We start from the raw sequence: 22,720 nt of genomic DNA, 5'->3' as shown, positions 1-22,720 counted from the left end.
GAATATCGCCGTAGAGTGGGAGCAAGCGAGAGAAATAGACTCCCCAATGAAAAAATTAGGGTGCAATAAGACGGTAATGGATTTCATCTTCCAACAACGTAACTTCCTGCTCCTCCATAAGATATTGCAGATGAGACAACATCATCCGTGTTCCTAAGAATTGTAACGCTCCCGGATAGAGCTGTGCGGCCAATTCCTGGGCAGATAATGGATGCGCCTGTAAAGCATGGCGAATTTGGGCCAACCGTTCTTTACGGTGACGCTGATAAAGCGTGATATAACGGGCTGGATTGGTGATGACATCCCCATGTGCTGGGAGCACGACTTGCGCATCATATTGCGCTAACCGTTCAAGCGTTTGCAAATACGTACGTAGGTGTCCATAGGGCGGTGTAATGACACTTGTACTATTGCCTAAAAGGTTATCGCCAGCAAATAAAAGGCGGTGTTTTGGTAAAAACAGATTTATTTGTCCTGGAGTATGGCCCGGGGCATCAATGAGTTCCATCCCGAAGAATTCTTTGGATCGTACCCTACCCAGATCTTGCCAATAAGAAGCCGATCGCAAAACCTCCGGCAAGAGTTCCCAATCCTTAAAATTCAGCCAGACGGGCACCCGCCACTGATCATAAGCCCACTGTGCCCCGCCCACATGATCATGATGACCGTGGGTCACTATCACAGCCTGCATCGGCGGTCGACCTAAGGCAACATAGGCTTCATAAAGCTGCTCAGTACCTAACACCCCATCTCCAGTGTCCACTAAGATAAACCCTTGGCCTGTGTCTATCCAATAACAATGTGTATGGTTGTATGGCGGCAAAGTGTTGGACGCTACAGGAGTTTGCCAGACACCCTCTGCCACCACAATCAGCGCGGACTTCACGATTTGTCTTCCCACCTTTGCGCCAATTGCATCAAAATGTACCGGGTTGGAATGGCTAATAAGGCATTGAATCGTGTTAATGCGGCCTTAGGACGAACCCACTCAACTTGAGTGACTTCAGAAGCTGTGAGTATCGGAGATTGACGCAGGTCCCGTGCCAAAAAGAACGCCGTATCAAAGCGCCTCACCTGTTCGCCAAAATTGGGAGTGGTAATCCGTCCAATGGCAGTAAATGCTTGAACGTCTAACCCATAATGATATCGAACCATCAACTGATGGAGTGATTCGCCTTCTAATAACGCTGATTGAACAGCCTGTCGGTCATCATCTGTCAGTGCGGGAAGACTATACGCCAATCCGGTTTCTTCCCACAACTCTCTGAGCCCTGTCACCAAAAGGCTCAGCCACTCTAAGGGTTGAAAACTCTCAGGCTTCTCCCGCACGGGAATCCTACCAGTTGTTCGCAGAAAGTCATCGACCATAGATTGTTGAAATTCCTCTTGATCAATAAACATGTCCATGCGGACGGTTTGGTGAAGACTCGCCGCAACCAAACGGTCTTCGGGATTTTCTTTGCCTCCGGGAAAGACCCAGTGACCGGGAAAGGACGTCACGTGGCTAGACCGCTTTGTCATGAGAACTTCATAACCCTTTAACGTGTGCCGATAGACAATGACAGTGGAAGCGCGTCCAATTGTCGTCATAATGACTCCTTTTGTGTGGCGTGATGACAGATAATCACTGCGTCTTCGCGAAATTAATGTTGGTAGGCCTTTTCTGGATCAATCACAATGCCTATTTTACCGACGCTATGACCACTTTGGCTTAATACATGAGCATTTTGAATGTCGCGTAATGCAAAAACGTTCCCGACCGTTGGTTTCATCTTGCCGCCGGCAAATAGTTGGCCCAGCTGTTGCAATTTTTTCCCATCGGGTTCGAGAAAAAACCAGACGGCCTTAACGTGAAACTCTTTGGCGCGCTTTTGATCCGGTGGTTGCGCTATGGACACCAAAATACCGCCGGGTTTTAGGACAGCAAAACTTTTCTCTTGAACGGTTCCTCCCATGGTATCCAGTACCACATCAATGTCGCGGATTATCGTTTCAAATGCTTGTGACTCATAATCAATTACACGATCAGCGCCTAAACTTTCTACATATTCGCTATTAATCTTTCGAGTTGTGGTCACCACATAGGCTCCCATGGCTTTGGCTAATTGAATGGCATAACTTCCCACCCCTCCCGCACCGCCATGAATCAAAACATGCTGTCCGGGACCAATATGGGCATATTCCACGAGCGCCTCCCAAGCAGTCAGACCCGCTAACGGGACACAGGCCGCCTCAAGAAAGCTTAAAGATGAGGGCTTTGCCGCCACTAGATTTTCGTGAACCACAACATACTCGGCATAGGTTCCCGGTCTATCTATCGCTGGGCGGGTAAACACTTTGTCGCCAACATGAAAACGACTTACACTAGGACCTACCTGGACAATAATTCCGGCTGCATCCCATCCTAAGATGGCGGGGAATTTGAGGGGCAATCGTGCTTGCAAATAGCCTTGCCGGACTTTCCAATCAACAGGATTTACTGATGTTGCATAATTCTTGATGAGCACATCAAAAGGCCCTAGGGTTCCCAACTCAACCGATGCTCCATGTAATACTTCTGGGGGCCCGTATTGATCAATAACCATAGCAAACATTTTTGTCCTGCCTCTCGTTGCATAATAGGTTCATAATTTAGGCGTCATCGCAAAACCCCTTTCTCCCATTTTATCAATTCCAAGGAAAAAGCCTATCTCACACTCTGGAGTTTGTCTTCAGGTCAGAAACGGTTACCTTCATCCCACAGAAAGTTCAACAATCTTTCTACCAATGATTATCTTTGTGTCGCCAAGCAATGAATTCACGATATAATGGGTGATAAAGTTTCCTGATATTCCGGCCGTTCACGTTCATGTAAAGATCGGCATGACAATTTAATAACCGTATAATGAGGAAGCGATACAATAATGAAACGATGGCTCGCCATCATTCGGTTTACGTTAGGTAGCGTATTTGGCATTTTAGGATTTGGCACCATCTCTACGGCCATATTCCCATTTCGCGCCAAGATTATGGGCTTAGGCCTTCTCTTTCTTGTAATCGGAACATTTATCACCTTAGGCACCTTATCTCCCCTTAGGAAGCCCAAACCTCCCAAATCTCCCCATTAATTGCCACATTATGTGAATTGGGTTCTTTTCTGCGCAAAATCGGTCGGAGAATGTCGGACGAAATTTCCCAGCGGATAAAGGAATATAGCTATTAACTACGAATCCTCCCATTAGAACTGAAAACTGCAAAATAACCCTGAAAAACCTTACAGACCTTTGGTTCAAAGGATTTTGTAGCCTATTGCACGATATCGGCAACGACATTACGATAGGAGGGTTTCGTCATGAGACAACGCCAAATCCTGATGCTGTCTTCAGCGACTATGGCAAGCATTCTATTCTTTGCATCCACAACCCTTGCAGCATCTAATCCGTCCCTAACCATAATGCATCATAATGTGGCGCATCAGCTACTGAAGCAATCAACGCTGCAAGGACCAGTGCCATCTTCTGCCACAACAACCTTTGAGGTGAGCCTTAATTGGCGTCATGTCAATCAACTCAAAAACTTGATCCAAAGCCTGTATTCGCCTTCATCTGCAAATTATCGCCATTTTCTAAGTCCAGCACAGTTTACCGAGGAATTTGGTCCCACAACGAATCAAATCCACCAAGTCACCCAATATTTTTCCCAGTACGGCCTGGCCTTACAGTCCGTGTCTTCCAATCATAATACCTTAACCCTCCGTGGAACCTATGGCCAAATTGAGCAAGCCTTGCATGTGCAAATGATGCACTACCGTCATGGCAAGCAAGTCTTTACGGCAAATACTCAAGACCCAAGCTTGCCCGCTAATGTGGCTAACCTTATCTCAGGGTTCATAGGACTGACCACATACCATGCATTCCATCCGGCACTTAACACCATTTCTGATTTAACTCACTCATCTTCATCTACGGCTTCGACCACTTCCCCGCAAGGATACAGCCCCCAACAAATTGCACAAGCCTATCAGCTCACCCCACTCTATCAACAGAAAGCACTAGGGCAACACGAGACGATTGCTATTGCCACCTTAGCCACATTTCAACCGTCAGACGCACAGTATTTTTGGAAGTATTATCACATTAACCGAGGCCAAGCTACCCTAAATATTGTGCCGGTTGATGGAGGATTCCCATCTGGGGATAGTGGTCCAGGCTCCGGAAGAATCGAAACCACATTAGATGTGGAACGTTCGGGTTCGTTGGCACCCCGGGCCAATATCTTAGTCTATGAAGCCCCTAATACCTCCCAGGGATTCTATGATCTCTTCAATGCCGTAGTCAGCCAAGATCAAGCACAAACGATGTCCTGCAGCTGGGGTGAAGACGAATTATTGGCAACTCCGGCCTATGACTTTTCCATCAACAATATCTTTATGGAGGGGGCTGCCCAAGGACAATCTTTATTCGCCGCATCAGGAGATTATGGAGCCTATGATGGCTACCCGATCATCAGTGCGCCTTCAGTGGATTTTCCAGCCTCATCACCGTATATTACAGCGGCCGGTGGGACCACCTTGCCCATAAACGGTGAAGTGCCTATTCCTGGTGGCTACATTCCTATGCGAACAGAGCATGGATGGGGTTGGTCTTATTTACTGCCATATTACGCAAATTTCGGCTACACCTCTGAGGCCCAATTCTTCCAAGCCGTTTTCCCGATAGGATCAGGCGGAGGAACGTCCGACATTTTCCGTCGTCCTTTTTATCAATATGGACCTTCATTCCCCCAAACGGCAGGACGTAATGTACCTGACGTCGCCCTCAACGCGGATCCCTTTACGGGTTATGCCGTTTATGACACAAATCCCGGCACGCCTTATGGGGAAGGATGGTTGAATGGGTTCGGCGGAACATCCTTTGCATCTCCACAATGGGCCGGAATTGTTGCTGTGATGGACAGCGCATTACATGCCCAAATTGGCTTCGCCAATCCCCTGTTCTATACTGTATTTCAAAGTCCCGAAAACACGTTATACCCGGCTTTTCATACGATTACCAAAGGGAACAACTGGTTTTACTATGATCAGTTAGGATACAACCGGGTAACAGGATTAGGAAGTCCTGATGTATCAAACTTAACGCAAGACATTGAAGCCTTAACTCATTAAAAAATTACTGCCTTGTTCCCCCGTTTTATTTATGACGTTGAAACCAAGCCAGTTTTCAGTAACGGAAGTGGCTTGGTTTCATGTCTTAGTTATCAGCACCGGTTGCAACGAAAACAGCAGGCTTCGGGAAAGCATCATAATGTCTGATGTTCTTAATATGATAAGGGAGGACATCGCGCTAATCTAATAGTCGAAATGCCTTATCTTAAATATCATGGACCTTTAACTGCTACAAGCGGGCTTGGCCACAGACCATCTTGATCTTGTCACAATACTAGACCGAAAATCACACAACGAACCCTAAAATCTCATATAACTCACCGTTTTTGTTCGAAACGCCACGAACAAAACCCAACAAAATCAAGAAATTTGCTAAGTCTTTAGCCTTAGAATCCCTAAACGCTAGCAGATTGGCTGAGACAAAGTGATAAAATAATCGATGTCTCGCTTTCTGATTGGCAGTCTGTTTTTGTACTTTCGTGAACTCAATGAACCATTACCATATTGCAAGGCGACATGAGTTAGCGACATCGTGACGACAGTTGTTCAGGCTAACTGGTATGTAATAAGATTTTAAGGTGTTTTTCCTGTGGTTGGAAAACCAGAAAGGACAATATCGTGCGCGTTTTTTTGGATCTGATGTGGTTCTTTCGCCGTCATCCGACTCGATATATTGTGGGTATTTTGCTCCTTATGATGGTTGCTCTTCTATCCTTGATTCCTCCGCGTATTGTTGGACTGATCATTAACGATTTAACGCATCACACACTCACGCGCGGAAAACTTGACGATGATCTGCTCATTATTTTGATCACCGCCTTGATCACCTATGCCATTCGGTATTTGTGGCGCATTTTATTATTTGGAGGAGCCATTCAACTAGGCGCAGAACTCCGGACTAGGCTTTATGATCATTTCACCCTCATGTCTCCGGAATTTTACCATCATAAGCGTATCGGCGATCTCATGGCCCACTCAACCAATGATGTCCAAGCGATTCAAGACACCGCTTCCGAAGGCGTGCTCACATTCGTCGATTCCCTTACCACCGGGAGTGTCGTTATTACGACCATGGCTTTTATCAATTGGAAGCTCACGATTATTTCATTGCTTCCGATGCCGCTCATGGCCTACGCGGTGACTCGCTATGGCAAGATGCTTCATGACCGTTTTTATTTGGCGCAGGCCGCATTCTCTGACATCAATGACCGTGTTCAAGAATATGTATCGGGAATCCGTGTCGTGCGCGCATTTGGTCAGGAAAAGTGGGAACGGGAAAATTTCGTAGCTCTTTCCCGTGATGTCGTGGACAAAAGTGTTGCCGTCGCCCGCATTGACTCCTTGTTCGATCCCACAATATCGGTCATTGTTGGACTTTCATATTTTTTGTCTATTGCCGTTGGAGCATGGTTTGTTGTGCATGGATCGTTAAATTTGGGGAACCTGACAACTTTTACACTCTATCTTGGCCAATTAATCTGGCCCATGTTGGCTTTTGGTTTCTTATTTAATATCGTCGAACGCGGGAGTGCATCCTACGAACGTGTTAAACAATTGCTAGCAATCCCACCCGCAGTGACAAACCGTCCACATGCGGTAAATGTGGTACCGACGGGACGGGTCATTTTTGATATTCACCATTTTTGTTATCCAGAACATGATCGCCCAGTTCTCAAAGACATCGTCTTAGAAATTGAAAAAGGGCAAACACTCGGCATTGTTGGCCGTACCGGCTCTGGGAAAACAACTTTGCTCCGCCTGCTATTACGCGAGTTTGATTTGAAGGCTGGCGAAGGGGATATTCTCATTGGCAATGTATCGATATACGATGTCACATTAGACGCCTTACGCCAAAGCATTGCTTATGCACCACAAGACGCTTTCATCTTTTCGGAAACCGTGGCCCAAAACATTGCTTTTGGAAAACCCGATGCGACCCATGACGAGATTGTCAACGCCGCCTATCTCGCAAGTATCCTCGAAGACATTCAACAATTTCCTCAGGGATTTGAAACCGTAGTAGGCGAGCGCGGTACCAATTTATCGGGAGGACAAAAACAGCGGATATCTATTGCACGAGCCTTACTCCAAGATGCCGAGATCTTATTGCTGGACGATACACTCTCAGCGGTTGATGCCCGCACAGAGACCCATATTTTGAACAGTATTAAAGAGAACCGGCAAGGACGCACCACGATCATCGCCACTCATCGACTGCGCACGGTGGAACACGCGGATCAAATCATTGTGCTCGAAAACGGCACTATTGTGGAACGCGGAACGCATGACAGCTTATGGGGTCTAGGAGGACGGTATTGGGACATGTACCGACGCCAGCAACTTGAAACCCAGGTCGAGCAAGGAGGTATTGAAGTATGATTCTAGAAGGCAGTCAATCTTCATCCATCGCTGTGCCGACAGGGACTTTTCGTCGATTGCTAGGATATTTACTTCCCTACCGCCGAAAACTGTTGTTGGCATTTTTTGTCTTAATGGCAGCCACGGCAACCGATGTCATTCAACCGATTTTGATTAAGATTTTTCTCGATCAATATTTGATTCCCCGGCATTTTCCCCGGATCGTGTTAGCAGAATTGGCGAGTTTGTATCTGAGTTTAGTTATTGTCACCGCTATTCTTAACATCATCCAATTGCAACTGTTTCAAATCCTTGCTTTAGACATTATTCAACGTTTGCGTATTGAACTATTTGACAAAGCGCAGGAAATTGCTCTCTCATTTTTCGACCGCACACCCGTTGGAGTCATTGTCTCTCGAATTACAAATGATACGCAGTCCATTTTGGAAATGTTCATGACCGTGCTCTCAACCTTTGTTCAAAACGTGACGGTCTTAGGCGGCATCCTTATCGCAATGTTTTCGTTAAATGCACAGTTAGCATTGTATTGTCTCATTTTAGTGCCCGTCTTAATTGGAGTGATGGCCTTATACCGAAAGGTAAGCTCGCCAGTCTTTCACCGTGCACGTCAACAGCTTGCCTTACTCAATGCCAAGCTTAACGAGTCATTGCAAGGCATGGCGATTATTCAATCCATGCGCCAAGAGCGCCGGATGCGGCGGGAATTTGGACAAATCAATGATGCATACCGCATGGCTCGCTTTCGTAATATGCAATTGAATAGCTTGTTATTGCGTCCCTTAAATGATGTCATATATTCTTTGACCCTCATTTTCATCCTGTGGTATTTTGGAATTTCCTCTTTTGCGCACGCTGTCAATATTGGGGTACTTTATGCATTTGTTGCCTATTTAAGCCGATTTTTTGAGCCCATCAATAACATGATGCAACGGTTAAATTTCTTTCAACAGGCGATGGTATCGGCTGAACGTGTTTTTCAAATTCTCGACCATAATGAATTGGCTCCCCGAAAAATCGGTGACGATCAGCCCCAGATTACCCACGGCGAAGTGGTCTTTGACGATGTGTCTTTCTCTTATGACGGGCAAACCGATGTGCTGAAGCATATCAGTTTTACCGCGCATCCCGGTCAAACGGTAGCAATTGTGGGGCATACCGGCAGTGGCAAAAGTTCTATCATCAATTTATTAATGCGGTTTTATCCCGTAGAACGAGGCCACATTTATATTGACGGCGTCGATTTGCGCCAGTATTCCTCTCAGGAACTACGGCGAAAGATGGGTTTGGTCTTGCAAGAACCCTTTCTGTTCTTTGGAGATATTACATCCAATATTCGTTTAGGCAATCACTTCATTTCAGATGATGACGTCATCCAAGCAGCACAATTTGTCCAAGCGGACAAATTTATTCGCCAACTCCCCGAGGGCTATCATGCGCCCATTGGAGAGCGTGGTGCCACCTTATCAACCGGTCAGCGCCAATTACTCTCATTTGCCCGGACGATGGCGATCAATCCAGTAATTTTGGCTCTTGATGAAGCGACGGCCAGTGTTGATACCGAAACGGAAGACGCCATACAACAAGCGCTGACCCAGATGCGCCACGGCCGCACGACGATCGCCATCGCGCACCGGCTGTCAACAATTCAGGACGCCGATCTCATCATCGTGTTACATCACGGAGAAATCGTAGAACAAGGGACACACCAGGAATTACTCGCCCGCCAAGGTCTTTACTACAAGATGTATTTATTGCAACAGGGACAAACAAAGTAAAGAGTAAAAAGATGTTTCCTCGGGGATTTCAGAAGTTGTGTCTAGATTTTTCTCTCCTATGCCTGTTTTGGGCTTTCGATTATGATAGAAATAGATTGATTGTCATTATTTTCTATCCATAACCTAATACCATCCCAACGCTCAATGGCATACGACAAGATAGGATGACGATTATGATTGTCAATCGATTGCTTTTTATTATTGTTCAATCCCCAGACGCTCCAGCTGTAGCGAAAGCCTTAACACAGAACCATATTCGCTTTACGCAAATCACCAGCCGGGGCGCCTTTCTTAACCTGGGCAATACCACCTTCATGATTGGAACGGATAAGGCACTAATTCCTGCCATTTTGTCCATAATTGAACAACATAGCCACGAACGTGAGATACTCGCACAAAAAGGCTACGTCACCCTTCATCCTGATATCTATGCATACCCCACTACCGTTGTGGTGGGTGGCGCAATTGTCTTCTCTCTCCCGGTGGAACGCTATATCCATCTCATTTAATGACACCATCATGGTTAATCATTCTCACTATACTGGTATCTCTGACGGGTTTAGAAAATTAATCCCGGGACATACCATCAAAACACCTCCGGTACGTCATGGACTATAATCAAGACCGCAATGTGTCGCAGGGTTGGGGGAACGCGAACGATGAAGAGGGGAAAATGGATTTTGCCAGCCAGTTGTTTTAATAGTCGCTATCGTAATAGGTATCGTCATTGGAGAACAATATCAATCCCTCCCCACGCTTTTGGGAGTTCATGCTCGCAAACAGGTTGTGAATGTCAGTGATCCTTATGCACCGTGGACCCATCAATGGATCCAACATGGCATCCCTGGATTATTGACCTCCTCGCACACCACTCCTAAATGGCTTCCGTGGATTGTTGCTAATCCACAAGATCCTAAGCAAACATGGTGGGTCTGGCCCGTCTTGGTCCATGGCAGTATGTATTTTGGCCAAAGCCATGGAAAAGAGATCACGTGGCAGCCTATGACGATGTCACCACGCGTCCCAGGCGCGTTACCATTGCCGTGGCGCACGATGCTGGCTTGGGCGAACAATTTCGTCCAGCACAAAGCTGCACCTGCGCACGTCAGTGTGTCGCCATCCATCGCCTCATGGTATCAAAATCAAACTCCACACGCTTCATTGGCAGGCTTTATGATGGCCATGCAGACCCGTCCCCACACCATCGTTCTTGGGGTTGTCGTTAAATCTCGCAAATTGGGTTGGGTGCAGCTCGTAAGTCTCTGGCAGTGGCAAGGCCAATGGATTCCCACGTATCTCATCATTAATCCCGAACCGTCTTTTTTAACACCAGAAAATCTCTTAATGCCTCCCAATAAAGGGCTCCCGCTTCCTCTGCCGTCATGGGCCCAGTCATGAGAAGGAATTTAAACGTCCTTAGGACACATCCCGTTCTTCTGGAGGCAATGGTTTTTTCGAAGGACGGACAAACCACGCCGCTTTGCGGCGCCATCCCCCCGGTAATACAATAACTTGGTTTGAGGGATGGATTAAAGCCGTCCACACAAGATGTTTCATGAAAGACCATAGGCTAGAACCAAAAAGAGCAATGAAAATGGGCGCAAATGCTGCTGTGAGAACGACAATGAGAATGGCCATCATAATCCCTCCCCAGGTCTGATAATAAAAAATGTTCGGGCATTAGATTATGATCATTCTATATTATCGCCATCACTTTTCATAGTGCTTATTAACTACAGCGATAAAATTTTTTATCTTATGTCTTATATTTATATAATCCTTAATTCCTAATTCCAAGGAATAAACAAAAGCCATCCAATTTTTTCAAGGTCTTCCTTTCATACTGTCAGCCATTTTTCAAGTTCTATTTCGTCGTGAATCGGAATGCCCTTGTCACCCCACAGAGGAATAGAAGGTTTTTGACAGCGCGCGGCATCAATCGCGCCAGGATAGATACGGCAAAGTCGGAATCCGCGTTTTTGATAAAACCGCAACGCTTTTAAATTATCGTTCGAGGTGATAAGCCATAACCGTTTGACATGATGTTGGCGGGCCCAATTTTCCCATGCCAAAACAAGCGCCGTGCCAATACCCTGATACTGAGTTAAAGCATTGAGTGTGATACATTCAGATTCTTCACCACAAACGCTATAGGTCAGTGCACCTTTGTATTTATCATCTTTCTTTGCAATCAATGCGGACAATTCAGAGATATGGTAAATTTTACCGCGAGAAACCATCACCGCCCCACCCCAGTGTGTGCGCCAGATCTCGCGGATGAATTCGTGATCTTCATGAGTGACAACTGCCGCAATGAGCAACGAATCAGATATCAAAAATTTCACATCCCTTCTTGACAAGAATCTCCAAGCGATTATTATAAAAATGTAAGGTCAAATAAAGTCAAAGACAGATATTGGAGGTGGTTGTTATGAGTCTGTTTCCGATTCGCAGAACTCAACAAACTATCGATGTTCGCGATCCGTTTATTCGCTTGCAAAATGATATGAATCAACTCTTCGATAGTTTAACACGCACTTTCAATTGGGGGTTTCATGACTCAACGACTTATGACACATTACTGACCCCGGCAGCAGACTTAGTTGAAGACGATACCAATTATTATGTGCGTTTTGACGTACCGGGTGTAGACGCTAAAGATATGAGTGTGAGCATTGAGGATCACACTCTAATTTTGAGTGGAGAAAAACAGGAAGAACGGCATGTGAATCGAGCTCGTATGTACGGGACAGAACGGGTCTACGGAAAATTTTACCGTGAAATTCCCTTACCTCAAGATGCCGATACAGAACACATGCGTGCTTCCTTGAAACGTGGCGTGTTAACGGTAACCATTCCTAAAACAGCGGTGCGCACGGCCAAATCGATACCTATCGAAAACGAGTAAAAAGATTCGTATACAGCTCCCCGATTTGATTCGGAGAGCTGGATTATTATTACCGTCTTTCGCCAATACCCGTCGTCCAAGCCAACCCTAATCCTGTACCGAACGAACCCGCCATACCGAGCAGAATCGCGGGCTGAAACCCCGATAATAACACGTTAATCAGCAAGAGAAATAGCGCCCATCTTACAGCCGCACCATAGTTGTATCGGGACATGGCATAGACATAGGCGCCAGCCAAACCAAATGCAGCTAATGCTCCTCCTAGCCCCCCCATAATCGTCATTACCGTAGAACCCACGATACCCGCACCAAAAAAGACCAAGAGATATTGCCATGGTTTTGCGACAATCTCTAACTGTGATCCAACAATCCAAATAAAAAACGCCGCGAAAACCAAACCCAAGAGACTTCCGGGCATGATGGTTGCCAGTAAGATGAGGGCGACGCGCCCCCCCGACTGGGATAAATGTAAAATGAATCCCGGAAAAAACGACTCGAGTAGCCATCCCACAGTTTCGATCGCAATCAACGCCACGGTCACCCGATGAGAGATATTCCATCCGCTCGGACCCAGTCGGGAACGGTTACCTGCCATCATCTGGCGTTTTCGTTCTTGCCAAAACTTTTTGGTATCTCGGTCCACCCGAAACGATCCCCCCTATGCGCGATCCATGAAAATCTCAATACTGTTACCCTAACAGATTTTTTGGAAATACGCATTATGAGCATTACGCTCAAGTTCGTGCTCTATTCCAGAAATCTCATCAAAATCTGATCGTCGTCCAATAATTCTTTATTATCTTGAACATTATCGGAATTCTATGGTATGATGGCGAGCACGATTCTTTAAAAAAGGATGATGACCACGAAGCGTTGTATGTTTGAATCTTGGCTATGGGGTAGCGTTACGGCCGCATTTACACTAGCGACGGTACTCGTGTTGGCTGACACGTTCTGGCTGTGGATTGTCAATGCTCATCATCTATTAACCGCTTTACATGCGAGCATCGACCCGTTAATGTTAGCGTTCCTCTTTGCTGAGCTCGCGCATACTGCTAGGGTCATGCAATCGACCCACCATATTCGCCCTGAATTGATTATCACCTTAGCGTCTTTAGCCTCAGTTCGTCATCTTTTGGTTCTTTTAACGGTCGAGGCTCACCCCAATTTTCAACAAATTTGGGAAAGCGGTGTTTTAACGGCTGTGTTTGTGATCATCTGGATGGTTGCTGCTTATGTCACGGCACGTGTACCTCAATCTGAATCTCATTCTTCTGATGCCCAGGGGCAATAGTCTTGTCACAAGTTGTCTTGGGTCAAGACAGAACTATTCTGCCCTTGTCGGGAACGGCTTGCTTGTGGTTAACTAAACCCAATATCTATGGAATGTCTTGACTTCATTGACATGAGGAGGATTTTCGTGCTGTCCTTTCATTTATCAAAATCACAATCACATTTGGTATGGAATAATCATCTAGAACCCGCTGTTCATGTTCCCAATCATGCAACCATTGAGGTCGAGGTAACAAACGCCTCGGGCGGTCAGCTGAATGAAACTTCACAAAGTGAGGATGTACGTCACCTCGATTTCTCCCGGGTCAATCCAGTGACGGGACCCATTTACGTCGATAATGCTGAGCCAGGGGACACCCTCGTGGTAGACATTTTGGCCGTCGATGTTAACGATTGGGGATGGACCGCTAATATTCCTGGCTTTGGATTATTACATGAAATGTTCCCTCATCCCCATTTACGCATTTCACACATCACTCACAATTACGCAGAACTTTTGCCAGGGTTACGCATTCCTGTTAAACCATTTGTTGGCACAATAGGGGTTGCCCTTCCCCAAGACGGCGACCATTCCTTAGTTCCTCCCCGTGCCCAAGGTGGCAACATGGATATTCGTCATTTGGTCGCTGGATCCCGCCTTTATTTACCCGTGGCGGTAAAAGGTGCCCTCTTATCACTGGGGGATACTCATGCGGCTCAAGGAGATGGAGAAGTCGCTGGCACGGCTATCGAAACCGACGCTCTCGTTACAATTCGTGTTCATTTAGAAAAAAATCTTTCCGTCACTTTACCGCAACTCGAAACTCCTGCCCATGCTCAAAGGCGGGGCCGCGCGTGGGTAACGACCGGTATTGGGCCGGATTTATTTGAAGCCGCCCGTCAAGCCACACGCCATATGATTTCGTTAATTTGTAACCGTACGGGACTATCAGCGGTGGATGCCTACCTTATCGCCAGCGTGGCAGCCGATTTAAAGATTTCAGAAATTGTGGATGTACCCAATTGGGTTGTGACGATGCATCTGGAAAAAGAAATACTTGACGGCGGTCTTTAAACAGCCCAAGACAGTTACAATCAAGCCCCCTGGTCTCAAGCCCGGAAGTCGTGAAAGCTTCATGGCATGGATGGAACAATACATTGATGTCAAACAATCTTACTACTTGTTGGGCTCACTTCTTCACGCAACAGGGACCAAATTTGGCTAAAAAGGGCGGCAAATTGCGGATGAGAACGCAGTTCAGCAATCTGTCGAGGACGGGGAAAATCCACAGAAAAAATTTTCTTGACTCGCCCGGGTCTTGCCGTTAGTACCATCACCCGGTCTGCTAGAACGATGGCTTCATCGATGGAATGGGTAATGAATAGGACAGTCTTTCGATTCGCTTCCCAGAGTTCAATCAGTTCTTGTTGCATGATTAATTTGGTTTGCTCATCAAGATTAGCAAACGGCTCATCCATCAGCAAAATTTCCGGATCGTTCGCAAAAGCCCGGGCAATGGCCACACGTTGTTTCATTCCTCCTGATAACTGTGAGGGATAATGATGCTCAAATCCTTCTAATCCCACTTTCTCAATCCAGTGACGGGTAATTGATTCGCGTTCCATCTTGGGCATTTTGCGAAGCTTAAGACCATATTCCACATTTTGTTGCACCGTCATCCAAGGAAAAGCTGATTGTTCTTGGAACACCATGGTGGTCAGAGGTCTATCGCGTTCTTGCCAATGCAGGATAATTTCCCCGGCGGATTGCGTTTCTAATCCCGCCAAAATCCTTAACAGCGTCGTCTTCCCACAACCACTGGGACCTACCACACAAAAAAACTCCCCCGCCATAACATTCACGGAAATATCCGTTATCGCTTCCATTTCTTGATGCCGGCTTTTAAATCGCTTACTCACCTGTTTGACTTCGATACTTAATCGAGACTCATCCATCATCAGTCCCCCCGGTTTACGCTGACTTATCGCCATTTAACGACGACATGCTCAATTTCGTTGATGACTAACGTCAAGAGATATCCCATTAGCGATAACAGGACAAATGCGACATACATTTGACGGATATTGTAGATGTCATAGGCTCGCCAAATGAGAAAGCCTACACCATGGTTTGCTCCATCGCTTTCGGCCGCGACAATCAGTAGGACAGCCATTCCCATCGATAAACGAAGGCCCGTAAAAATAAGCGGCAACGCTCCCGGCAGTGCTACCGTTTTAAAACGATCCCACCAGTTCGCTTTGAGATCGCGGGCAACATCCCAATATATCGAGGGGATTTCTAGCACTCCAGAAACCGTATTAATTAAGACCAGGTAAATCGCTCCCGTGGCAATCACCAAAATCATTTCAAGATTACCAATACCGAAAATCAGCATAAACAGCGGTAAAAGAGCCAGCTTAGGAATGGGATACGTAGCCGAAACCACCGGCTCGAGAACAGCGCGAACGAAAGGAAACAATCCCATCAGCAAACCAAGAATCAAACCGGGAATAGCACCCAGAAAAAACCCTGCCAATATCCGGTACAAGCTAGCTTTTAAGTCAAGGTATAATAATCCGCTGCTCGCCAGATGCCAAAATGACCCGACGATTTCGGTCGGTGCCGGAAAGAATTTCGCGTTTACCACACCAGAGAGAACTATTAATTCCCAGACAATCAAAAGAGCGATGGGTGAAGCTAATTGGATCAGGCGATTATTCAAGGAATGCGTGAAATCGCGTCTCCATGAAGCATGACCTGAAAACGGCTTACGGATCACGACTTGCAAGTCCGGAGAAAGATTTTCCGTCTTAATCCTTTGGGCCATAAATATACCTCCTCGGCGCATTTGCCATTGTTCAGGAATCATTAGGGATGGGGATTCTTTGGATAATGGTATGGTCCAAGAATTTGATCCGCCCATTTGACAAAACTTAAGTTGACCAATTTGGTGGCGGGAACATTATGGGTCACGGTTCCATATTGTTGGTACCAATTTTCGTCTTGTTGCACTTGAGCCACAGAAAAGGTGCCATATGGAGAAAGTCCTGCTGGATTGATATGGGTAAGTAGTGACACAGGATCCCCAGAATCCTGGCTAATGATGTGAAGCACCCTATTTTCTCCCTGATGCGAATAGACAAAGTGCGTATCAAAATACCGAACCCCTTCGAGATACGCTAAAATGAATCGCCGTGCGACAGGGGTATCCTTAACAAAATTTGAGGAAAACATCAATGTCGAAGCTTCTTCTTGCGGAGCATATTGTGTCGGATCTTTAAATACAAAGCCAATACCTTCGGACGTCGCCCGGTAAATATCCGGTTCTACCAACATGGCACCATCAACCGCTCCATTGCCCATCGCTGTGACTAAATCGGAAAACGAGTCGACAACCACCAGATGTACATCATGGTTAGTCAGATGCCCTTTAGCCAGAGCCCGGTCTAAGAATAGCTGATTGACATTGCCAAAGGATACCAAACCAATTTTTAGTCCTTTTAACTGGGAATATGTTTTAATGCGACCTTGTAAGCTCTTACGCAAAACCAGGGCAAAATACGGTCGTCCCGGCAAATTATGTCCCCCGTCAGCCACTAAGTAGACCGGCAGACCTTGGGAATACGAGTTAAAAAATGCCGCCGAGATGAGACCCCGGGCGACGTCGATTTGATTGGCTGCCAAGGAATTAAACTCATCAGCTCCGGAATTAAATGTTTCTAATTTGACGCGAATCCCAAGTTGCTTAAAATACCCTAATGCATTCGCTAACATTATGCCAGCTCCTGCTGGATCCTTATCATCTGCCACATAGACCGTGGTGAGATGAGCTAAAGGCTTCACGTTCCCCCCAGGAAAATGAATGACGGTTTTGGATAAAACTGTGGAGTGAGCCGGTGCACTATTCTTGGTAGCATTTTGGCCACATCCGGCTAATAACGAGGTGACAACACTACCTATCACTGCAACGACGCCGATGCTGCGCGCTTTCAACCGCATAATTTTTTTCTCACCTTTCTCAATACCGTTGTTGCTATACTCTATACCGCCATAAGAAAGAGAGTTCCCCTATGCAGAACTTACCAAGGGACTAAATCGCAGCCATTACATGGACGATGTAGCATAATAAAAAACAGGGGAAACTTTCTTCCCCTGTTTTATGGCCGTCGGTACAGCTAGGCTAAATACGCATGTTCAATCATCGTCCGTGCGTCATTGACATGTTCTGCCAGACGTTCATGAGGTTTGCGTAAGCGAGCCGTTTCCACTTCATAAACATAGCTGTGAATAGTGACATGAGCCGGAATAAAGGGATGGTTTCGTAGAAATTTTACTTGGGCCTCAGAAATCTCATCCACGTCATCAAACATCTTAATCCACCGTCCAAAGGCATTCGGATCGCTCAATGTCAATTCAGGTAGTGAGGGATCGAGAGCCACCTGTTCAAGATTGCCCACTTTGTCCTTCATGGCTTGCACTAATGCCTCAGTTTTGGCCGACATCATCCCACATTCCGTGTGATTGACAATAATAATTTCCTCGGTACCAAAAAAGTTCGTCGTCAACATAGCGGAACGAATAACGTCGTCGGTGACCAGACCGCCCGCATTACGAAAAATATGGGCATCACCCTTGTCAATCCCTAAAGCCTCCTCAACCGGTAATCTTTCGTCCATACACGCCACAACGAATAACCGCCGGTTGTTGGGAATGCCCCGCTGACGCCGTAAAACCCAATCAGCGTAATTCTTGATTTGTTGATCTAAGGTTTCGAATAGCATTGTCATCCTCCTTTTACTTTTTGATCGTGCATGTATAATGGTAATAGCCATTTATTACTACGTCATTAATTAAGTAGCGCATATTCCTATGGGAATTTTGTCCATATGGACAAAGGGATCGTAAAAACCCATTCCTGTTTCGCAAAGAAAGAGGCGTTGCCGATGACATTGCGTGAAGAATTTGTTGAGCGTGTTCTCGCTAAATCGTCATCTGAATTGTCTGGACAAACGGGGGCAGTCGAAAAATCCTACCGCATTGCGAAATGGGTGCAACAGTGGATCGCCGACAATCAGTTACCCGTGCATACGTTATCTCATGCCGTGCAAGCCGTAGCGAAATTCAAGCAAGCCATAGGTGCCGAAGTTCACGTGAGCATGGACAACGATCAGATTATCCTGAACATTGATGCGTGTCCTATTGCCGCTTTAAGCCGGGCCAATCCTCGTTTATGTTTATTAACCTGTCATGTATTGGGTTCAACCGCGGCGTTGACGGGCCAACCTATTTGGATCAGTATGAAACAAACCTGGGCCCTTGATGATCGACCCTGTCGCCTGGTGGTCACGGCACATCCTCCCACGGGTCCCGTAACCATTCCCTATGTCGCTTCCACCGATTATCCATCTGTCTCGGCTGCGTTTTGGGAACGCACAGAAGAGCTCCCCACTGTCCCCCTTTCCCCGGAGTTGTCCGCGCTGTTAACGGATGGCCCCAAATCCCTACCGGATTTGCTAGCGGCAGTGCAATCATGGCTAAATGCTCCGATTTGGCTAGAAGAACACAATGGCCCGATATGGGGAAAACCCCCTCATGAAACACATATCGCGTTAAGTCATCCCGTTCATTGGCGTAATCAACTAATCGGAAGACTATTTATCCAACCTAAAACGGCTCACCCTCAAGATATGGTACGCTGGCTTCCTGTATTAGCACGATTGACAGCAATGAGTTGGGCTGAAACTCAAATTCTTCCCATCAGTTGGGACGAAGGGCAGCAACTACTGAAAATCTTGTTGAGTCCGGCTTATGATAATAAAGACGATCTGTTAGAACGCTGGAATCAATTCTGTCACCTTTCCTCATTGTGTCCCGCTCAAGTCGTTGTCTGCTATCAGCCTGATTTGAACGCTCATGATCGTGACTTGACAATATTGAGATTAAAGCAAAATAGCCGGGTGAATGCTTCCCATTCACCGCTGTTAGCTGGCTGGTTTCAAGATGTTTTGGTTGGAATAATACCTCAAGCTTTGTCCGAGTCTGTGATGCCTTCCTGGACAGAGATTATTCGGCAAAATCTACCGACACCTCTTGGAATCGGGATCAGCCAAAACGTATCCCATCTTGAAGACTTTCCTTACGCTTTTCATGAAGCTTTTCAGTCCGCACGATTTGCTTTTGAGAACGAAATGGATAAACCGCTGTCGATTGCCTCTATACCCGGCATTCGATTATTGCCTTATTACCACAAAATCCCAGAATTTAAAGCATATTGCGTAAAACTATTACACCCATTGGAACAGGAAGATCACTTGCATCATACCGATCTTCTCACAACCTTAAAGACCTATATCACCTCGCAAATGTCCATAAAAAAAGCCAGTGCGCGTTTGTACATTCATCCGGGAACGTTAAAATACCGTCTGAAGCAAATCGAAGAGTTGACTGGATGGCGTATGCACGATCCATTGTCGTTATGGGAAATTTTGACGGCGCTTATGGTCTTGGGACAAATTTCGTGGGATACACTCCCGTCTTTAGATTTGGTACCCCTTGAAGAGGATCCAAACCGTTAACTCTTCAGGGAAGGACCACATCTGCCGTGCGAGAATTCCTCTTTGGGTTTACAGCCGCTTGTAGGTCGTCGTGAACGCGTTGAGGATCTTCTGACATCACTCGCCATATATATCCTCCCCGAATGGGCGAGAATCCCTGATATTGCCGTGGCCTTTTGGATTTTTGATCGTCCCTTGATTCATGACCAAATTGGTAAGGGGCACAGCGCACATCATGAGAGTAATCGGGGTTTACGTGATCTGCAATGGGCTCTGAGTCCATGACCAGCAAAGAACCCCACGCTGTAAATTGTTCCCAACTACCATCGTGATGAAAAAACCGCTCCAAGGGTTTAAAACATAAGTTTTCGTGATAGAGAGGATCGGAAGAATCTGATGGCATTACCGTCATTCGGCTGTGAAAGTGTCGAAATTGAAATCGTTCTCCATGAGCAAGCCGCCCAGCGATGATTTCTTCTGCCCACATTAAGGTGGCATGATGTCCTAATTCGCACGTGACGGTTTGGGTAAAATCGCTGTGCGCATAGGGAATGATCGCATGGGGAATAGAAACCAATTGCGCATGATCTTTTAAAATAATATGCCAGCGATGTCCCGCCGAGCCACTAGGCATCGCTAACAGTTTGGTAGCTTCTTGTGTGCTCAACCATAGGCGGGCGTGAGGCTCAACAATAATTTCTGTTTCGAAGAAGTCGTCTTCCAAAATTCCTCCGAGCTCAGCACTCACAACATGAAAAGGAGACGAATGATTTAACACAAAAAGGTGCAACGGAGGTTCGAAATAAGTATCAATGCGCTGCGGATAAACGTGAATGCGTTGCCGACTAATGGTCATATTGTTCCCCGTTTGAGATGGATTTTGTCATCTCTTCAAATAACGCCTCACTCCGCACAATCTTCAGCAATTTTTCAAAACCTTCGCCAGTTTTTAAATTCGTTAAGACATAGGGCCCTGGGCGAATTTGTTCCGTATCATGGATCATGACTTCAAGACGAGCTCCCACATACGGAGCGAGATCAATTTTGTTGATAATCAAGACATCGGATTTAATAATCCCAGGTCCTCCCTTCCGTGGAAGTTTTTCCCCGGCCGCTACATCAATCACATAGATAACAAAGTCGGCTAACTCCGGACTAAATGTGGCCGCAAGATTGTCCCCGCCACTTTCAATAAGCACGATATCCAAATCCGGAAATGCTGCGCACAATTCATCTAGTGCATCAAGGTTTACGGATGCATCTTCGCGAATCGCCGTATGGGGGCATCCCCCTGTTTCGACTCCCCGAATACGCTCTGCAGGCAACACTTGGCTACTCACCAGAATGCGCTCGTCTTCGCGTGTGTAAATATCATTGGTGATAACCGCAATACTATAATCTTCCCGTAATGCCCGGGCAAGCCATTCCACCACGGTGGTCTTACCCGAACCAACGGGCCCTGCCACGCCAATTCTTACTGGTTTCACGGTGATTCTCCCCTGTCTTTCAAAATTCAGATTTAAGATCGGAACAGTCGGGAATAGAGATCTTTGTGGCGCATTACAGCAATATCGTAAACCGGCATACTCGATCCGATATCTTCCACACTTAAGAAGTCAATTTGCTTGCGCACACCCTTTAGCACATCCATAGTCCATGGCTTTAGCTCAAATAGTAACTTTTGCGCCTCACGCTGTCCAAGAGGTACCAAGCGCAATAGCGCTTGCACGTAGCCTGATAAGGTAAAATAAATGATGCCTTGCAAGGTGGCCTCGCATCCCCAATGCCGAATCCCCCCAATAAGCGCAATAATCACTGTCTGGTTACCAAGTGAAGGACGCGACAACGTATATTGCTGGTAAATAGACAAATCCGGTTCATCTAATAATTCTTCAGCGGTCGCTAAAATCCGACGTCCAATCGTTAACGAGGCTTTTTGACTTTCGAATGCTGTGCGAGTGGCTGTTAAATATGCATCAATGCGCGCTACTCCATCGAGAAAGGACGCCTGCCCCAGTGCTTGAAAAACCAGTAATGCGGCTAATCCATCGGAAGGAACCCAACTGTCTTGGATAATAGCCTCAAGCCAATACTTGGCCGTTTGCGCATCGGTAATCCAACCTTCTTGAACAAGAGTTTCCAGTCCAAAGGAGTGGGTGAATGCCCCGGAAGGAAATAACCCGTCCAGAAATTGCAACATCTCCCCAACTTTGGTGGTGTCACTAAACATGATGCACGTGATGCGCGCGGCTTCTGGTCGCGAACCCTTGAGGTAAGATCCGCTGTTCCACAGAATATGAAATCGATAACGAATCCGCTAAGGATTTGAGAAATTCTTCATTGGGCGTAAAAACTTCTTGTTCTTGAACCAGGCACGGTTGATGCAAATTTCCGATGTGATAACACAACGATCCCATTTCATAAAAGGTTTTGGGTTTCATAACCAGCACCCAATGAGCTTTGACACGGGCGACGATTACCCGTTCATCATCCTCATAGATAACGTCTTCGTGCGTTATGCGTTCATGGCGTGGCAAATCTATCATCACCATCCGGCCAAGATGGGTTATAGCTTTGAACCGCGTTTTTTCGCATTGGTCCACGTCCATATCAATCCATTCGGTGAGTTTCGTCTCTGTGGCGGCATTATAGCGGCGAAGAACTTGATTGATCGTGAGAGTCTCCATG

General features: G+C 46.4%; 24 protein-coding genes. 10 read left to right on the top strand and 14 right to left on the bottom strand.

All coding sequences use genetic code 11. The features are described 5' to 3' along the window. Positions 1–55: 55 nt before the first annotated feature. Genes AOA63_RS14865 through AOA63_RS14855 form a run of 3 tightly spaced genes read right to left on the bottom strand, consistent with a single transcriptional unit; the run spans position 56 to position 2,585 of the window. Positions 56–886, bottom strand: coding sequence for an MBL fold metallo-hydrolase (locus tag AOA63_RS14865; RefSeq protein WP_053960444.1), 831 nt, complete (start codon positions 884–886; stop codon positions 56–58). Beyond that, positions 883–1,590, bottom strand: a complete 708-nt coding sequence (locus AOA63_RS14860) for a hypothetical protein (RefSeq protein WP_053960443.1) — start codon at positions 1,588–1,590, stop codon at positions 883–885. Before AOA63_RS14860 ends, AOA63_RS14865 begins: the two co-directional genes overlap by 4 nt. 53 nt (positions 1,591–1,643) lie before the next feature. Continuing rightward, complete coding sequence (locus AOA63_RS14855) at positions 1,644–2,585, bottom strand: NADP-dependent oxidoreductase (RefSeq protein ID WP_242848347.1); 942 nt, start codon at positions 2,583–2,585, stop codon at positions 1,644–1,646. A gap of 318 nt (positions 2,586–2,903) precedes the next feature. Between AOA63_RS14855 and AOA63_RS14850 the strand changes: the two genes are divergently transcribed. The 6 genes from AOA63_RS14850 (at position 2,904) to AOA63_RS14825 (ending at position 10,695) form a co-directional block, all read left to right on the top strand. Continuing rightward, a complete protein-coding gene (locus AOA63_RS14850) occupies positions 2,904–3,107 on the top strand; it encodes a hypothetical protein (protein WP_053960441.1) in 204 nt (67 codons plus the stop codon). A 224-nt stretch (positions 3,108–3,331) separates the two neighbouring features. After that, positions 3,332–5,143 carry a S53 family peptidase gene (locus AOA63_RS14845; protein WP_053960440.1) on the top strand — a complete coding sequence of 604 codons (1,812 nt, stop codon included), beginning with the start codon at positions 3,332–3,334 and terminating at the stop codon, positions 5,141–5,143. A gap of 618 nt (positions 5,144–5,761) precedes the next feature. Then, a complete protein-coding gene (locus AOA63_RS14840; RefSeq protein ID WP_053960439.1) occupies positions 5,762–7,522 on the top strand; it encodes an ABC transporter transmembrane domain-containing protein in 1,761 nt (586 codons plus the stop codon). Further along, a complete protein-coding gene (locus tag AOA63_RS14835; protein WP_053960438.1) occupies positions 7,519–9,297 on the top strand; it encodes an ABC transporter ATP-binding protein in 1,779 nt (592 codons plus the stop codon). Before AOA63_RS14840 ends, AOA63_RS14835 begins: the two co-directional genes overlap by 4 nt. 173 nt (positions 9,298–9,470) lie before the next feature. Next, positions 9,471–9,806 carry a cyclic-di-AMP receptor gene (locus tag AOA63_RS14830; RefSeq protein WP_053960437.1) on the top strand — a complete coding sequence of 112 codons (336 nt, stop codon included), beginning with the start codon at positions 9,471–9,473 and terminating at the stop codon, positions 9,804–9,806. 250 nt (positions 9,807–10,056) lie between these two features. Next, a complete protein-coding gene (locus AOA63_RS14825; protein WP_053960436.1) occupies positions 10,057–10,695 on the top strand; it encodes a hypothetical protein in 639 nt (212 codons plus the stop codon). Positions 10,696–10,713: 18 nt separating this feature from the next. Here the strand turns inward: AOA63_RS14825 and AOA63_RS14820 are convergent, their stop codons facing one another. Beyond that, a complete protein-coding gene (locus AOA63_RS14820) occupies positions 10,714–10,938 on the bottom strand; it encodes a hypothetical protein (RefSeq protein WP_139061629.1) in 225 nt (74 codons plus the stop codon). Between the two features lie 197 nt (positions 10,939–11,135). After that, entirely contained in the window at positions 11,136–11,642 is a 507-nt protein-coding gene (locus AOA63_RS14815; protein ID WP_053960434.1) for a GNAT family N-acetyltransferase, read from the bottom strand. A gap of 86 nt (positions 11,643–11,728) precedes the next feature. Between AOA63_RS14815 and AOA63_RS14810 the strand changes: the two genes are divergently transcribed. Next, on the top strand, positions 11,729–12,205 hold the full coding sequence (locus AOA63_RS14810; protein WP_053960433.1) for an Hsp20/alpha crystallin family protein: 477 nt from the start codon (positions 11,729–11,731) through the stop codon (positions 12,203–12,205). 49 nt (positions 12,206–12,254) lie between these two features. Here the strand turns inward: AOA63_RS14810 and AOA63_RS14805 are convergent, their stop codons facing one another. Then, on the bottom strand, positions 12,255–12,848 hold the full coding sequence (locus AOA63_RS14805) for a hypothetical protein (protein WP_053960432.1): 594 nt from the start codon (positions 12,846–12,848) through the stop codon (positions 12,255–12,257). A 234-nt stretch (positions 12,849–13,082) separates the two neighbouring features. Between AOA63_RS14805 and AOA63_RS14800 the strand changes: the two genes are divergently transcribed. Next, positions 13,083–13,499: a phosphate-starvation-inducible PsiE family protein gene (locus AOA63_RS14800; RefSeq protein WP_053960431.1), complete on the top strand. Its 417-nt coding sequence runs from the start codon at positions 13,083–13,085 to the stop codon at positions 13,497–13,499. A gap of 126 nt (positions 13,500–13,625) precedes the next feature. Beyond that, positions 13,626–14,552, top strand: a complete 927-nt coding sequence (locus tag AOA63_RS14795) for an acetamidase/formamidase family protein (RefSeq protein ID WP_197648401.1) — start codon at positions 13,626–13,628, stop codon at positions 14,550–14,552. A gap of 89 nt (positions 14,553–14,641) precedes the next feature. On the opposite strand, the gene AOA63_RS14790 is transcribed toward AOA63_RS14795, so the two are convergent. The 4 genes from AOA63_RS14790 to AOA63_RS14775 all read right to left on the bottom strand — a co-directional run bounded on the left by AOA63_RS14790 (position 14,642) and on the right by AOA63_RS14775 (position 18,259). Next, positions 14,642–15,469, bottom strand: a complete 828-nt coding sequence (locus AOA63_RS14790; protein WP_242848346.1) for an ABC transporter ATP-binding protein — start codon at positions 15,467–15,469, stop codon at positions 14,642–14,644. Then, the gene (locus AOA63_RS14785) at positions 15,460–16,305 is read right to left on the bottom strand and encodes an ABC transporter permease (protein WP_053960429.1); all 846 of its coding nucleotides are present in this window, start codon (positions 16,303–16,305) and stop codon (positions 15,460–15,462) included. Before AOA63_RS14785 ends, AOA63_RS14790 begins: the two co-directional genes overlap by 10 nt. Before the next feature lie 41 nt (positions 16,306–16,346). After that, on the bottom strand, positions 16,347–17,477 hold the full coding sequence (locus AOA63_RS14780) for an ABC transporter substrate-binding protein (RefSeq protein ID WP_053960428.1): 1,131 nt from the start codon (positions 17,475–17,477) through the stop codon (positions 16,347–16,349). 176 nt (positions 17,478–17,653) lie between these two features. Next, positions 17,654–18,259, bottom strand: a complete 606-nt coding sequence (locus AOA63_RS14775) for a beta-class carbonic anhydrase (protein WP_053960427.1) — start codon at positions 18,257–18,259, stop codon at positions 17,654–17,656. Between the two features lie 162 nt (positions 18,260–18,421). Here AOA63_RS14775 and AOA63_RS14770 point away from each other — a divergent pair, with 162 nt between their 5' ends. Then, the gene (locus AOA63_RS14770; RefSeq protein ID WP_053960426.1) at positions 18,422–20,053 is read left to right on the top strand and encodes a PucR family transcriptional regulator; all 1,632 of its coding nucleotides are present in this window, start codon (positions 18,422–18,424) and stop codon (positions 20,051–20,053) included. A 4-nt stretch (positions 20,054–20,057) separates the two neighbouring features. Here AOA63_RS14770 and AOA63_RS14765 read toward each other — a convergent pair whose 3' ends face one another. From AOA63_RS14765 to AOA63_RS14750, 4 genes are read right to left on the bottom strand one after another with little or no spacing between them, the layout of a single operon-like run. Next, the gene (locus AOA63_RS14765; RefSeq protein ID WP_053960425.1) at positions 20,058–20,888 is read right to left on the bottom strand and encodes an urease accessory protein UreD; all 831 of its coding nucleotides are present in this window, start codon (positions 20,886–20,888) and stop codon (positions 20,058–20,060) included. Continuing rightward, complete coding sequence (gene ureG, locus AOA63_RS14760) at positions 20,878–21,519, bottom strand: urease accessory protein UreG (protein ID WP_082344002.1); 642 nt, start codon at positions 21,517–21,519, stop codon at positions 20,878–20,880. The genes AOA63_RS14765 and ureG overlap by 11 nt, the downstream gene beginning before the upstream one ends. Before the next feature lie 32 nt (positions 21,520–21,551). Next, positions 21,552–22,262 carry an urease accessory protein UreF gene (locus AOA63_RS14755; protein ID WP_053960423.1) on the bottom strand — a complete coding sequence of 237 codons (711 nt, stop codon included), beginning with the start codon at positions 22,260–22,262 and terminating at the stop codon, positions 21,552–21,554. After that, complete coding sequence (locus AOA63_RS14750) at positions 22,255–22,719, bottom strand: hypothetical protein (protein ID WP_053960422.1); 465 nt, start codon at positions 22,717–22,719, stop codon at positions 22,255–22,257. Before AOA63_RS14750 ends, AOA63_RS14755 begins: the two co-directional genes overlap by 8 nt. Position 22,720 lies beyond the last annotated feature (1 nt).

The sequence above is a fragment of the Sulfobacillus thermosulfidooxidans genome (assembly GCF_001280565.1).
GTDB classification, from domain to species: Bacteria; Bacillota; Sulfobacillia; order Sulfobacillales; family Sulfobacillaceae; genus Sulfobacillus; species Sulfobacillus thermosulfidooxidans_A.
The sequence above is the reverse complement of the archived record's forward strand: the minus strand, read 5'-3'. Positions and strand labels throughout refer to the sequence as shown.